This window comes from Peribacillus butanolivorans, assembly GCF_001273755.1.
Classification (GTDB): Bacteria; Bacillota; Bacilli; order Bacillales; family DSM-1321; genus Peribacillus; species Peribacillus butanolivorans.
Window position 1 is genome coordinate 1 of record NZ_LGYA01000013.1, and the last position, 14,375, is coordinate 14,375.

Sequence of the window (14,375 nt, forward strand, 5' to 3'; positions counted from 1 at the left end):
TAATTGAGTTCAGAATCTCTAATAGTTACCTAAAAAACTAAATAGAAGCCAATAAACTTATAGTGAACATGTTGACAATCAGTCAACAAAAGATTATAATTTGGATAGTTGAAAAAACAACTTGCAAATATTTTTAAAGCATGGTAGTATTTTTAACTAATTTTAAAGTTAATTTTTCAGTATCTAATTAGTTATTATTTTATAAATGTTCACAAATGTATTTAATATACTGAAATAGTTTTTGATGTGAAATAGAAAATAATATACTGAAATAGTTTTTGATGTAAATAGATAAAAAAAAGACAGCCGCTGGAACGGCTTGTCCAATATTTCCTTTTACTTTTTACATTGCGATGATTAGTGCTGCAAAGGCTACGAGAAACGCTCCCACATTACAAAGTAGCCCCAACAGTGATATTAACTGATCATATGTCACGATATTAACCTCCTTTCATTGCTTGACTAGCAAATTTAATTGTATAACCTATTTCCAAAAAAATCAATAGTTTTGTCGAAATTATCTAATTATTTTTACCTATAAACTTTAGTGATTTAAAGCACAAAAGTAAAAAAACAGTAATAACACGGGTTTTCCATCTTTTTTCATATTTTTTTCTTTTAAAACTCTCTCTATCTAGCATATATTCAAAAGAGTAGAAACACCCCCCGCCTCCTTAGGTAGACCTTCTGTACTGACCAGGTTCATACAGTGAAATGGATCTTCGATGCTTTATTTCCTTCCTCCTTCCAGTCCACCAAAATTTTTCATAGGTACATTAGAAACGGTAAATCAATCTGCCCGTTAAGACTTATTTAATCAGCAAAGTCTTAAGGCTTTTTTAAGACCCCTNNNNCCTTAAGGGCCGGAGCCTTAAGCCTCCACACTTACTTTGCTCAAAAAAACATAAAACGTCTTAGGAAGCCCAATAACAGCATGAGCAATGACGAATTTTAAAACATTACCCCAAAAGTTCATTAAACAAAATCCGTATTTTTCGATATCCCCATTTCGGAACCTTCGAATTCTTATTTTCTTAAAAACACAACAACTATACAAACAAACCAGCAAACAGCATCATAATTTCACGAATAATCCTATCTTGAAAAAAAATTATTTGAACGACGATTCCATTTAGGGTACGCAGAGGATGATAAAGGGGCTATCGTACACCTTTGATACCCCTTTGAACCGTATTTACAAATATGATTGATGCGTCTACACTGTTCTTACAGACGAAATAAATTGGTTACTCCATTGTAAAGTGGGGTGAATATATGACAGTTTTCGAAACCTTTACATTAGTTGCTGCTTTCATAGCTATAGTGATCAGTATGTTAACATTGATTGTGTCTATAATCGCTTTAAGCCAAAAAAAATAACTGTCTTCATCTGCAAATGAAAACAGTTATTACTTAGTTGTTATTTCTTATTAATCTTCGTCCAGTTCAAAGAAGTCTTGCAGCAATCCTTTGAACACTGAATCTGCATGGATTGTACTATATACATCTTCAGGAATCTTAACAAACGCATTTTCTTTCATGTCATATAGTCGTTCCTCATCATTTTTGAACAAGAGAGGGTACAACAGAAAGTCCTTTACATTTGCAGTGACTAAGATGCTATCTTCACTATAAGCACTATATAAGATTCTTGCGTCAGATACTCCACCATATTCCATCTTCATCCCAATATCGGCTTTGAATTCAGACCGAACATAAGCAGACATTTCTCTAATCTGATGTTCGATTTCAGGAGATAATCGCTCTGGAACAACCTCTGTACAGAGTTTTAATAAACCAGCTATTTTGTTGTTTTCTTTCTCAGATAAAGTAAACGATTGAATGTGTAATTCACGAACAACCTCTTTAGGAACCAAAAGAACGGCTTCTCCATCTAACATTTCCTGTCTAATCTGATTCCAGAATACCCTTGCTGCTTTTTGTAAATGATCAGCACTTGGGTTGGTTTCATATCTAAATATATTAGTGTCTAGTGTATACTGTTTAACGTCTCCCATGTTTCCCCCTGATAATTCACTCTTCGTCTAGATATTCAAGTTTCTGGTCAGCGATTTTTATGGATTGATTTTTAATTCTAGCTCTCTTCTCGATGAACTTATCCCAATTTGGTTTATCCATTAGTTGGTCGGTCTCAATTCTCCACTTTCCACTACCTTCTAGTGTTTGTTGAGCTATTAGTTTTCCATCCGCACAATGTCTACGTACCATTTGAGGAGTAATACCGATAATCTCGGAAGCTTCCCGTACAGTTACATGACGAGGAATATTAAATTGTTTACTAAGAACTGTAAATGCTTCTTTCTTCTCAACTTCATTAAGTTCTTGATAAAGTCTTTCTTTCTCTCTTTCAAGTTCTTCGTGAAGTTTCATGGCTCTAACGTAATCTCTTGCTCTTTCACTTGAAATGGCTTGTTCTTCATTAGGACGGAGTTTAACTGCATTTAATATTGCAGACATGTTATCCACCTCTTTCCACCTCCATTATATACCAAATACATAAGAATTAGAAGAAATAAAAGAAAAAAACGAAATAAAGGAAACTTTTATTTACAGTATATACCATTATGTAGAAAATGATACTCCGGAGCGTGAAAATGCCTTTTCATTTAACAGCAGGGATTTCTTTAACCCCATTTTTTTATAAACAAAAAACTGTGAGTTAAACAGTCTATCCAGATTGTTTAGCTCCTCCAACGGTTCTCTAATAATAGAGGTTGAGTTAAACTATATTTTACTTGAATTTGAATGTACGATAATGTATAGAATCATACATTCAAAAGGCCACTCCATTTCCAAACAAAAAATTTTTCTAGGCCAAATCATCCTGCATTCCTGCGGTATATCATGGGTACTCTCATATATGTTGAGTTTTGATAGTTCCATAAAGAAACGTTCATACTAAAGAAAACAACAAATACGGAGGTGGGTTTATGTATGATACATGGATTTACCAGCATTTCATCAATACTACTATCTTCTTTGGGTTGGTGATAGGTGGGGTCGTAATACTAACTGCTATCTTTATATTTAAGAAATCAAAGAAGCAAGGTAGTTAGAAATTCCCTACATTTTTTCAGTTCAGGACGTTCGTAAAAATGAATGGGAGTTCACGAACGTTCGTAAATCGTTTTCACACTTAAACGAACGGAAATATCGGCTGTTTTGTAAAGAAATCGAACCGTTCGGAATTGTCTACTTTTACGAACCTACAGCTTTCATAATTAGATAAATAAAGATAGAAAAAGCTCTAGTGGTTAATCTAGGGCTTTTTATTGATCATCTAGCATACCGTTGCTACATCAAGGTTGTATAAAATCCTGAATAAACGAAAAAAAACAAACAAACGCCAAACTCTTGAACCATATGGCTTTGACGTTTTTGCTATCTTCTTATAGTTAACATTATGTTAACTAGGTTTGTATAGAGTATTCATAATTTATCATTTAGATATAATACTCTTATTCATCTATTTTATTAGGTTCTTGAATTTGAAGCAGTTCAACAAAAACGCTTAACATGTCCTGTATTTGAATTCGGTTATCAACAAAATGTTGCAGATTAAATCCATTAAAAAGAGCCATACCTGCTGTCGCTAAAGTTCTAGCATCTAATGGACTTCCGACAATACCTTCTTCCTTCATTTTCTGAAAAAAATGTGTAAGGAATGACCTCCATTCCTCCATCTGGAGAATAAGCTTTTCTTTTATCTGGGGTAATTCATTTGAAACCATACATCCTTGAAGAAGCATAGGCGAAGACCCTTTTTCATAAGATTCATTTACTAAACGCATGGAGTATTCTTTAAATTTATTTAGCAAATCACAATCTTTTTGAGTAAGAGCTTGCTTTAAATCCTCAAAATAGAAATCAATACCTTCTTTTATCAACCTCAGTAAGAACTCCTCTTTGGTCGGAAAATGAGCATAGAAAGCACCTTTAGAGTAACCAGCGTGTTTTACAATCTGATCAATGCTTGTACTAGAATAACTTTGCTTAGAAAACAATTCAATTCCTGATCTCATTAATTTATTGATAGTGTTCTCTGATTGTTTCTGATGACGATTCAACATAACAACCTCCTTTTTTAAAAAACTGAATATTATATTAATATCAATAAATCCTTCAGCATATAATAAATTGACTAATACCAACTAGTTAGTATTTAAAAATAATCCTTATTAAGGAGTTGATTTAATCATATTATCTCTAAGCCTTAAAAAGAAATAGCTGTTACTGTTTGTTTTATGCTTTTCAATGATTTTTGCAATTTTCCCCAACCTGGAGCTTCTGCAGCAGATCAAAGAAGTTTACATGTTCATTCTGATATTGATGATATTATGAGAAATGTAGTTTTTGTAAAAGAGGAAAATATAAGTGTTTAAGGAGGAGTAAAGCGAGATGAAAAAAATCTGGGCTAAAGTATCTTCAATACTTTTATTATCATTGATTTTGTTAAATATGGGTATCTCTGCTCACGCAGAAAATCATTCCTATGATGGAAAAAGTCCTAATTACAATAATTGTGCTTCAAGTGCAACTACAAAAAAATCTACGAACTTACTAAACCAAAATAATCAAAAAATCGGTAAAGTTGAACTAAAATTTAGTAGTACTTGTAAAACTGCATGGGCTAAAATCACTATGGATAAAGCTGTTACTAAAGGATATGAAGCCAATGCAGAGATAACACGTAATACAGATGGTAAGCGTTATAGCTGTGGATCTTCTGGAGGCAATGGTAAAGTGGTTGCAGGACAAACCTCTTGTTATACACCGATGGTTTATGACCTTGATCCAAGGACTTCATATGCATTTGGCAAATATTACGGAAATGGTTATATATACTCTGCTTACACAGGCTCATATTAGACAATTTTTATTTAGAGGCATACATTATGCCTCTTTTTTCACTCAGAAATGATAAATATAACTTATCAAATCTTTATCGAATCTTATAATCAGACTGTTTCAGGACTGTATCTGTTAGAGTAGTCAGGTAAATAATTCTGAAAAAGGATTTTCCAATTGAAGATCCTTTTGTCATTGCCGATAAGTCATTTTATGTAAACTAGTTTTGTATGTGATATACAGACTTCAAAGGAACGTTTTTCTTTTTTAAATGAATAATAGATCCATAATATATTCGTAAAAAAAACCTAAGAAAACAATAAAACCTAGCGCTAAAAAGGATATCCAGAAAAATATAAGATAATTTTTCTTTATGACATACATGTATATGGTACTCAAAATCGAAATAATAAAGATTACAATAAAACCTAAAAATATATAGGTTCCCATTCCGTGCTGGAACATAAAGAATTGAGCTTTTGTTAAGAGTAGTATAACTAAACATAATATTAAGATGATGGAAATTATAAAGTATTTGAATACATTTAGTTGAGCTTTATTAATAGACAATTTCCTTTGTAAATCTTTATCAGCCTTAATCAGATAGTCCAAACTTACATCATATACTTCACTCAATTGTACAAGATTCATAATATCAGGAACAGATTTATCATTTTCCCATTTAGAGATAGCTTGTGGAGTAACATTTAATTGATCAGCTAACTGGTGTTGAGAATAACCATGTTTTTTACGTAAACTTTTAAGTTTGTGTCCTAGTTCCATTTGTTTCTCCTCCTTTATCTAAAATATAAACTAAGTTAGAGAAACAAACACTTGAGCTTTAGTTGAATAATGTAAACTTCTATTATCAACGGGGAGTTGAGTATTCACTTTTAGTTATTTCTTACGACCTATAACATCTGATTATGTGAACTAGCGTTTTTTCGTTAGTTGAAGAAGAAAAATCAAAAGCATGTTTAACAGAGGCTATTTTAAAGAAGTAACAATCAAAAAAGTTCGTAAAAGTGTACTTTTACGAACTTATCTAAAAGTTATAAGTTCTAGAGACTTGAAAAAACACCTCAATTCCCCTTGTCACTTTAGGAGTTATTTTGCACCTATTTTAAGCGTTATTTTGCACTATAAGCAAATATAAAAAAGCCCAATTTCTCATTTTTAACTGTAAAATTGGGCTTTATCGTTCCTCAAGAAAAGCGCCCTTTTATGGAATAATCATTGTAAAAATCCACTTAAAGTTTAGCTGGGACACTTTATTGACAAAAGTCATAGATTTATTTATTTTTATTTTCTAATTCCTCAACTCTCCTTTCCATGTTCTTTATTTTTTTGATTGAGTGAAGGGCGAGCCCTAAAGCTATTCCACCTAAAGTGAATGCTGGAAAAACAAAAAAAGTAAACCATTCCATCTTTTAACACCTCCCTAAAACTACTAAACAATCTGGCCCTTTTCTGGAATAACAGACATTTTCTATTTTTAGATTGCACATCTTCTATCTATATTCCAAAACTCGTCTAAAACTTACAAGTTCTAGAGACTTGAAAAAACACTTCAATTCGTCCTCAAAATAACCCTTCAAAATGTCCAGAAGTTAGTCTAGAATAAAATTACAGAAGTTAATAAACTTTTAGACAAATGAAAAGAGGTTATACATAATGGCTATTATAGGATACGGACGTGTAAGCACCATTGATCAATCATTAGATTTACAGGAAGAGAAGTTAAAGGAATATGGCTGTGAGAAGATATTCATGGAGAAACAAAGTGGTGCTAAAAGTGATCGTGAGGAACTGATTAAGGCGTTGGACTATTTAAGGGAAGGTGACAAGCTGGTTGTTTACAAAATAGACAGACTAGCCAGGAGTACATTTGATTTACAAAAGATTGCTAAGGATTTAGAAGAACGTGGAATAGCTTTAGTATTCATCAAAGAACAGATTGATTTTAGTACACCATCAGGAAAGCTAATGTTTACTATGCTGGGGGCTATTGCTGAGTTTGAACGTGATCTAATTAAAGATAGAACCACTGAGGGACGTAAAAGGGCTAAGGCACAGGGGAAACATATGGGACGTAAAGGGAAGGACGAGAAGGACGTTAAGAAGGCGTTAAAGCTGTATGATGAAAGAGAATCTAACGGTTTAAGCGTTAATGATATAGCTAAAATGACTGGCGTTCCACGTTCCACTATTTACGCTAAAGTGAAAGAGATGACTAGCAAATAGCTAATCGTCTTTTTTCTTAATGAACTAAAGGGGCAGTTTTGTTTAAGAACGGGGATATATTTATTAGCCAATAAACAAATAAATCCATCCAAGAGGGATTCTCCAAGGATAGATTTATTTGTAATTCCAGCTATCTAAACATTCTTTAGTTGGCAGGATTCTTCTTCCAGTCACTTTTCTTTTACTAACAACTATCCCGCAGTGTCACTTCTTCTTAAACTCCTAATAATCTAATTGACGTAAATACAATAAGATTTCATTTTCATTTAGTTTTTTAAACTTATACTTACGAACTTGGCTTTCAATTTTCTTTTTGTCATCATCTTTACTACTGAATAAATCTACTAAGTGCAAAATTACTTCTGTCGACACAGTTACTAATCCACCTGACCATACTGCCCCTAATTCCCAACCTAATGTTTCTGTATCAGAAAGTTGTGACTTCGCTAATTCATCCATTTCTTTTTTGTATTCGCCTTTGATTAGAATATATTCTTCCTTATTTCTAAAGGCTAATAGTAAATCTTCAGCATTATAAACTTCGAAATAAGCATTTTCCTTCTCTAATTGTATTAATTCATCTAGCACAGTTCCTTCACTTTTCTCTACTGTTTTCGCAATAGCTTGAATTGTTTTGACTGAATAATGATTGACACTTTTTTTATTAACACTTGAAAGCATTTGCTGACTGATTCCAGTTTCTTTAAATACATCGTATCGTTTTTTCCCGTTCTTTTGCAGATAAATATCTAATAGACTCATTTTAAAATTCTCCTTTCCCTATAATAAATTATTTTTTACTAAAAAATTTTTTACTTAATTATATTTTAGTATATGTGTAAAAAAATGTAAATTGTTATTTTATTTAATAATCAATGAATTTTATTTTTTCGTTGTATCACGTAAGTTTGTGAAAGTTTGCACTTAAACTAACGGGTGCGTTAGTTCATTAAGGAACACAAAAATGATCAATCTTTTTTCAGGAATTTAAGATGTCTCTACGAATCCAAACTCCAAGTAAGGTGGACTTAGGGCTAGTGATAGCAATAATTGATCTTGCGGTAAATCTGCTTAGCCTTTAATGGGCTGGGCTTTTTTACTTTTTACGGTATAGCGTAAACTATCAGAATCTTTGTAGAACCTTGTTAATTATGGTTGCTTTACCAGTTTGATAGAGGTAAAATTATCAGTAACTTAATAACGAACGGATAAACAAAAAAGCCATTTCCATATGTTAGTGTTTCTCAGGCACTAACGGAAATGACTTCTTCTATAACCTAGTGTGCGACCACTAAGTTAAATTTTTAGCCCTGACGACACAGGACTATTTGATACACCTATTATAAACTCATTGTCTACTGAATTTCAACTAGTATTATTAGTGGCATTCATACATATTCGGACAAAGTTTAACAAAAGGGCGTTATCTCTTTAACTTGCTGACAGGTTATTGGGGTAGCGTCTTTTTTGTGTACTGTTCAGGTGCAATTGCCTGAAAGCACCTTAAAAACTGATTGGATAGCCTACGTTCGTGCAGAGAGTACCTAGTATACTCTTACAAAGTGGGCAACCGTCAATGGATTCCTATTCATTTGTTGGCGGAAGGTGAGAACAACCTTAAAGGTTCGGGTGGTAGCCATTAGCATTACGGTGCTAGGGAACACGTTCAGCTTGTCGCATAGGGGTGGCTTTATGTAGAGGACAAGCCTTTAGGTAAAGGGCGTGTACGGTGAAAACTGTTGAGTGAATAGGGTCTATACATACGGATACATTGCGAACTGACGCAAGTAACTTTAGACGCTTATCCTTCCTATTCTGATTGATTACTTTTTTTGTGATCTTTCAGCATAGGGGATAAGACTGCCTTCCAGCCGTTTCAATGCTTCACTTCAGCAAGTCAAAAAACCTAAAACCAGTCAAGCATAATCAACTAAAATAGTTGAAAAAATTGCTGTTAAGATAACGGAGGTTAGGCATTACCACTACATAAGCTTATATTTACTATACAAGCATACATAGTTTGGTGAAAGATAGCCTGGAGTTAAAATGCTTCAGGCTTTTTTCTTTTTAGGGAAAGTTGGGATTCCTTTTTTTTCGGAATGAACAAGGATCTTCTTTAATAATTCTTTGCCTTCTTTTTTAGTCATGTTTACTTTTTGTTTAGTCATGGTCCATACTCCTTTTTATGTACTTTTATTGTACAAGCATGGTCTGAATTCAGAATTATTAAACATCTTACTTTCTACTGGAATAGTTCAGATTTCAGGTTCATATGGATAGTGTACATAGGATATTTTCACTTTGGGGAGGGGAAAGGGCTTATGAAAGAGGGAAGCCAGACAGTAAAAAGAAAAGTTCGTTCCGATAAAAAAAGAGATATCAAACCAACAATCTCACACTCATTAAATGAATGTGTTCATAATTTATCCTATATTTTGAATCAGCCTGTGAAGGATATAGGGGAAAAAATAATAATGGCAGCTATCAATTCTAGGGACTGTATTGAGGGCTTGTCCATGTATTTTAAAAGAGACTACAGGCACGATAATACGATTTTTAGAGGGGATTTTGAAGCAGAGGTAATCCAGAAGAGAAATATCATTCAGAAGGAAAGGATTCATTTAAGATTCAAAGCTTACGAGCATGAAAGAATTTCAGCCTTGGCCTATTCCATGGATTGTAGTGTTAGTTTAGCCACAACTATGCTGCTGATTGCTGGTATTAGAAATCGAGACGTCTTTACACAAATGGTGGATTCAGAGGTAATTGGTTTACTTGATCCGGGAAGGCTTAAAAGTTTAAAGATGATTCAGAAATACATTTCAAAACTGAATGACGAGCACATTTCACTTTTTTCTCTAATTTCATATGTAGCGCATGAAGTAGTGGATACTACAAAAACGCTTCATGAAAAATTGAATCTTTGGATAGATGATAATATAAAAAATATTGATTAGAATTATATGGAAATATGTTTCAAGTCAAAACGGGTGAGGAGGAATGAGCATGAAAATGTTTAAAATGAGTGCTGTGGCATTGGTCGCTGCGTTGTTGTTCCCTTCTGCTACATTTGCAAGTGGCTGGGATTACTTAGGAGAACAATCTCTTTTTACTAATGGTGCTGAAAGTGATCAGTTTCCCTCTACTGGTGGTGATTATAAGATTTGTCGGGATTCTTACGTGGGTCCATCTGGTAAGTTAAAAGTTGAATTATGGGAGTATGATCCTGACAGTTATAATGATTATGTAGGGGTAAGATATTTAGCGCGAGGCGAATGTGGTATTTTCCGGGGTATTGGTAACTTTGTTGATGGAGGAAATGAAGCAGAATTTTTTGCTAAATCAAGGACTGACAGTGATATGCATTTAATCTTTTATGATTAATTCACTAACTGAATGAAAAAAAGACCTGGGATTGATTCGTAAAGGTTAAAATGAAGGATGGTAAAGATCGAACCGATAGGCTGCAGGGTAAAGTTTCTATATGTATGAACTTAAAAAAGCCCCCAAAAAAACCGGGGCTTTTTTAAGTTCAAAACCAAAAACAAAAACCCTCAAAGCTACTGTACTATTCATTGCAGTACAATTAGTTTTTTAGGCTCATTTAAAAATTAACATTGATAGTTTTACAAAAGGACCTAAATTTAGTCCTTCAGAAAATATCCATGCTCCTATTATTACTAAGATAAAAAGAATTATAGCAACAATCATCATTTCTAAATTAGTCTCTTTATTCTTTGTTTCTTTTTTCATTTTCTTTCTATACTCATACTGAATTTTAAATTTATTTTTTTTGCGTCTATCCATATTTGTCCCCCCCTATTTGTTCCAATTATTCGGACGGTGTTAAAAATAAGTCATTTAGAAATTTTATTATCTTTCAAAATCCATCCCTCTGTCTTTCCCTCTGCTCACCCTTTTTTCTTGTTTCTCATTCTCTTTCACTTTCAAAAATATTTGAGCTCCATTCACTTCTTGCTCGTCTGTGAAATGCTTTTTTAGTAATCGCTCTCCCATTTTATCTAAGACTTGGGCCTTAAAAGCCCCAACATGATGGCTGAAGTCCTTTACTTTATCTTTGTAATAGCTTTTTACCTTCTCAAGGGTACGAGTTAAAAAAGTATTTTCTCTAACTAATTCTTTATTTTCATCTCTCAAACGATCATTCTCTTTTTTTAACATGCTATTTTCATCTTTTAACCGATCATTTTTTTGCACTTCTTGAATCCAATAGCCCTCAAGTTGCTCAGATTTGATTTTAAGGCCCTCCGAAACTTTAGCTAGGGTTTTAATACCTTCAAAGTCTTCTTGGGCTAATTCGACTGTTCTAGAGCGAACTAAGCCACCCTTCTCTTTTACTTCCACCTCATCCACTTTTTTAACATGATTTAAAGACTTTCCTAGGTCGCTTAAGCGACCCTCTATGTCCTTAACGGACTTCTCCAGTGATTGCTTATCATTTAGCTTTTCTTTCAATTCATTTTCTAATGATTTTACTTCTTCCTTTACGCTTAATGCTTTGAATCGTTGGGCTTCCATATGCTTTCGGTCACTAGAAACGCCACGCTCTAAATCAAATCCCTTTTTTGTCACATGCTCATGAAATTTATCTTGAAGTTGCTGCAGTTCTGTTTTTTTGCCAAAAAACTGTTTGGCTGCCAATTTACCTTCCAAAGTAATCGGAACCATCCCCACATGCATATGGGGCGTTTTTTCGTCTTTATGTACGACCGCATAGACCATATTATTTTCACCATAACGATCCTGGAGAAACTTCACGCTTTCTTCAAAGAATCGTTTTTCTTCTTGTGGATCTAGACCATCAAAAAAAGTTTTGTCTGACGTGACGACAAAAGAGCATAGTTTGACCGCATCTTTCCGTATCGCTCGTTCCCCTAAATAGCGTTCATCAATTTCTTGTTGAATGCGCTCGTCATAATCAATCGGAGCATGATTCAACAAATCATAATTCAACGAAGAACGCTCCTTATCAATGTCCATATTCGTCTGACTCTCTTTTTCTCGTTGATTATGAATCTGCATGCCTTTGATGTCCGCACTCTTAAATTTTTTCATATGTATGACCGCAAAACTCATCAAGACCACCCCCAAATAGTTCTCCCTCTATCCATTGTCCGAGAAAGAACTTTATTTGTAAAGTGGAGCTTACTACACTTTGTACCAAAGTGGTAAGCTCTGCGAGGCGGTTTCGGCTGTACCGAAACCATGCTAAAGCATGGCAAAAACAAGACCGCGGGCTCTTGCCCACACCTAGCCAACGTAGCACGTTGGATCGCCATAAAAACATCAACCCCCAACCCCCAATTTTTGGGGGCTCCCTCGCCGGTAGGCAGCTCAAAAGGTGTTGCCTTTTGAGACACCAAGAGGGTCTTGGTGAAGTGAGTCTATCAACTCCTTATCCTCCCTTCGGTCCGGTACCGTTGACAGACGCCAAATAGAAAAAGGGTGCTTATCTAAAATTAGATAAGCACCCTTTTTCTATTTCATCACATCTTTAGTACATTCTCATTTTACAGTAGTTTACATAAAGCACCTTACCGGAAGTTCTAGCATTAATAAAAAGGTAATTCAGCTGAATTACCTTTTTTTACGTTATAGAAAACTTTTAATCTACATTAAACGATGGCAGATTATCAAATATCTTTTCCATCTGTGTTTTCCACTCCCGAAGCTTATATTAGTACCTCTGTGGGGATTGTAGTTGGTGGCTTCCCTAAGTTTCTTTGTTCACATTCCGAAAAGTCGAGCAAAGAAGCCCTTTTTTTGTTTATCCGGGTTTTCGTTCGCAGCTGCTATTAATTGTTTAGCTTCCTTTGCTGCCCTATTGGATTCATCCAGTTCTTTATCGCGTTCTATACTTCCTCTAATGCTAGATACTTCACCTTTTATTTGTTGGATACCTGGAATAACAAACTCTTTATTAAAAGTTTCCTGGTTATCTAGCTGTTCTTTCATTTGTTTATTTTCTTCCCTAAGTGCCGTCATTTCTTCACGTATGGCTTTTAATTCTTCCGCGATTAATTCCCCGGCTTTCTTTTCGGGTTCGGGCTTGAATGATTCTCCACCAGTAGCAAAATAATGTTCAATTTGCTTCATAGACCAATTTTGTTCACGGTGAAGGGCTTGTATCTCTTTGAAGCGTTCTATTCCTTCACGCTTATAAATATTATAGCCGTTACCTTTGTCGCTCTTTTCGTGAGGGATGTATTGGCGCAACTCCTTAAACCAGTTTCTAATGACGTTTGGAGTTTCATCTATGAAACTTGCAACCTCTTTCACGGTAAAACCTTTATCCAAGTTTTCAGCTTGCTTTTCATCACCTGGATTTTCACTTTTATTCAAGTTTCCTACCACCTTTCTAATTTGGTTTCAAACATGGGTAAGTTGGATAAATGGGATGGATAAGTAAATTTATAAAGGATTTTAGCTATCTCTAAGAGCTATGTATATATTAATTAATCATGGGCCTGGTTAAATCCTGCCCTATATCTAAGTATAAATGAAAAATCAATGTTTTCATAAGCGAAAATGAATGCCTAAAAGTTAAAAGTTCTTTTTATAAAAACCTGCCCTAAACAAATAGTTAAACCTTTCTAATTTTACGGTCAATAAGCTATATAATTATAAATAAACTAAAAAATGGAGGTGGTCGGATGGAAAGCTCTCATTTTTCTATTGAAAAAATGAGTCGGGAGTCAGGAGATTATATCGTTTATGAATGGAAAGATGGTGTGCCCGAAAAAATATTTGAGAATTTTGGAAAACATTATGGGGGATTGAAAGAAGCTAGACAAAAGATTGGTGAACATTTACAGAAAAGTGGATATACGATTGATAAGGTATTTGAACATCAATGTATCATTCATACAAGAAAAAACAATCCACCGGAGTCAGATGAATGGACTGTTGGAAGATATTTAATTGGTGTATAAGTTGTACCCGAAATAAAAAAGACGCTCGATTCAATAATTAGGTTCGAGCGTTAACGGATAGTTAAACCTCGAAAGAATATATCGCAATGTTGCAACGGATCCTCCAACATTCCCACCCTTCGGTCACGTTGCGTTATATTGGCATCACCGAGGAAGAAACCCAAAATGCATTGAAGTATTTCAGCGTTTTTGTACACAAAATAATAAAGGAATGATGTTTTGGGAAGAGTAAATAATTATTTTAAAATAATAAAGGTTATGATTATTAGAGTTCAGAATCTCTAATAGTTATCTAAAAAGTCTTTAATT

At 34.0% G+C, this 14,375-nt stretch carries 14 protein-coding genes; 5 read left to right on the forward strand and 9 right to left on the reverse strand.

What is annotated here, in order from left to right; translation table 11 throughout:
• Positions 1-1,430: 1,430 nt before the first annotated feature.
• The 3 genes from AKG34_RS26300 to AKG34_RS27325 all read right to left on the reverse strand — a co-directional run bounded on the left by AKG34_RS26300 (position 1,431) and on the right by AKG34_RS27325 (position 4,091).
• Positions 1,431-2,018 carry a PIN domain-containing protein gene (locus tag AKG34_RS26300; protein ID WP_053349105.1) on the reverse strand — a complete coding sequence of 196 codons (588 nt, stop codon included), beginning with the start codon at positions 2,016-2,018 and terminating at the stop codon, positions 1,431-1,433.
• Positions 2,019-2,034: 16 nt separating this feature from the next.
• Positions 2,035-2,478: a MerR family transcriptional regulator gene (locus tag AKG34_RS26305; protein ID WP_053349106.1), complete on the reverse strand. Its 444-nt coding sequence runs from the start codon at positions 2,476-2,478 to the stop codon at positions 2,035-2,037.
• Between the two features lie 1,001 nt (positions 2,479-3,479).
• A complete protein-coding gene (locus tag AKG34_RS27325) occupies positions 3,480-4,091 on the reverse strand; it encodes a TetR/AcrR family transcriptional regulator (RefSeq protein WP_083450983.1) in 612 nt (203 codons plus the stop codon).
• 328 nt (positions 4,092-4,419) lie between these two features.
• Between AKG34_RS27325 and AKG34_RS26315 the strand changes: the two genes are divergently transcribed.
• Entirely contained in the window at positions 4,420-4,890 is a 471-nt protein-coding gene (locus AKG34_RS26315; RefSeq protein ID WP_053349107.1) for a YjfA family protein, read from the forward strand.
• A 246-nt stretch (positions 4,891-5,136) separates the two neighbouring features.
• Here AKG34_RS26315 and AKG34_RS26320 read toward each other — a convergent pair whose 3' ends face one another.
• Both AKG34_RS26320 and AKG34_RS29400 read right to left on the reverse strand, forming a co-directional pair.
• Positions 5,137-5,652, reverse strand: coding sequence for a helix-turn-helix domain-containing protein (locus AKG34_RS26320; protein ID WP_053349108.1), 516 nt, complete (start codon positions 5,650-5,652; stop codon positions 5,137-5,139).
• Between the two features lie 509 nt (positions 5,653-6,161).
• Entirely contained in the window at positions 6,162-6,296 is a 135-nt protein-coding gene (locus AKG34_RS29400; RefSeq protein WP_269083778.1) for a hypothetical protein, read from the reverse strand.
• A gap of 247 nt (positions 6,297-6,543) precedes the next feature.
• Here AKG34_RS29400 and AKG34_RS26325 point away from each other — a divergent pair, with 247 nt between their 5' ends.
• The gene (locus tag AKG34_RS26325) at positions 6,544-7,113 is read left to right on the forward strand and encodes a recombinase family protein (protein ID WP_053349109.1); all 570 of its coding nucleotides are present in this window, start codon (positions 6,544-6,546) and stop codon (positions 7,111-7,113) included.
• Between the two features lie 222 nt (positions 7,114-7,335).
• Here the strand turns inward: AKG34_RS26325 and AKG34_RS26330 are convergent, their stop codons facing one another.
• Positions 7,336-7,875 carry a hypothetical protein gene (locus AKG34_RS26330; protein WP_053349110.1) on the reverse strand — a complete coding sequence of 180 codons (540 nt, stop codon included), beginning with the start codon at positions 7,873-7,875 and terminating at the stop codon, positions 7,336-7,338.
• Positions 7,876-9,434: 1,559 nt separating this feature from the next.
• Here AKG34_RS26330 and AKG34_RS26335 point away from each other — a divergent pair.
• Together AKG34_RS26335 and AKG34_RS26340 are read left to right on the forward strand one after the other, a co-directional pair.
• Entirely contained in the window at positions 9,435-10,070 is a 636-nt protein-coding gene (locus AKG34_RS26335) for a hypothetical protein (RefSeq protein WP_053349111.1), read from the forward strand.
• Between the two features lie 49 nt (positions 10,071-10,119).
• Complete coding sequence (locus AKG34_RS26340) at positions 10,120-10,497, forward strand: YndA family protein (RefSeq protein ID WP_053349112.1); 378 nt, start codon at positions 10,120-10,122, stop codon at positions 10,495-10,497.
• Between the two features lie 216 nt (positions 10,498-10,713).
• On the opposite strand, the gene AKG34_RS26345 is transcribed toward AKG34_RS26340, so the two are convergent.
• From AKG34_RS26345 to AKG34_RS26360, 3 genes are all read right to left on the reverse strand, one after another.
• The gene (locus tag AKG34_RS26345) at positions 10,714-10,920 is read right to left on the reverse strand and encodes a hypothetical protein (protein WP_053349113.1); all 207 of its coding nucleotides are present in this window, start codon (positions 10,918-10,920) and stop codon (positions 10,714-10,716) included.
• Between the two features lie 66 nt (positions 10,921-10,986).
• Positions 10,987-12,210: a MobV family relaxase gene (gene mobV, locus AKG34_RS26350; RefSeq protein WP_053349114.1), complete on the reverse strand. Its 1,224-nt coding sequence runs from the start codon at positions 12,208-12,210 to the stop codon at positions 10,987-10,989.
• Between the two features lie 651 nt (positions 12,211-12,861).
• On the reverse strand, positions 12,862-13,476 hold the full coding sequence (locus AKG34_RS26360) for a MerR family transcriptional regulator (protein ID WP_053349116.1): 615 nt from the start codon (positions 13,474-13,476) through the stop codon (positions 12,862-12,864).
• Between the two features lie 311 nt (positions 13,477-13,787).
• Here AKG34_RS26360 and AKG34_RS26365 point away from each other — a divergent pair, with 311 nt between their 5' ends.
• The gene (locus AKG34_RS26365; protein ID WP_053349117.1) at positions 13,788-14,066 is read left to right on the forward strand and encodes a hypothetical protein; all 279 of its coding nucleotides are present in this window, start codon (positions 13,788-13,790) and stop codon (positions 14,064-14,066) included.
• Positions 14,067-14,375: the final 309 nt, after the last annotated feature.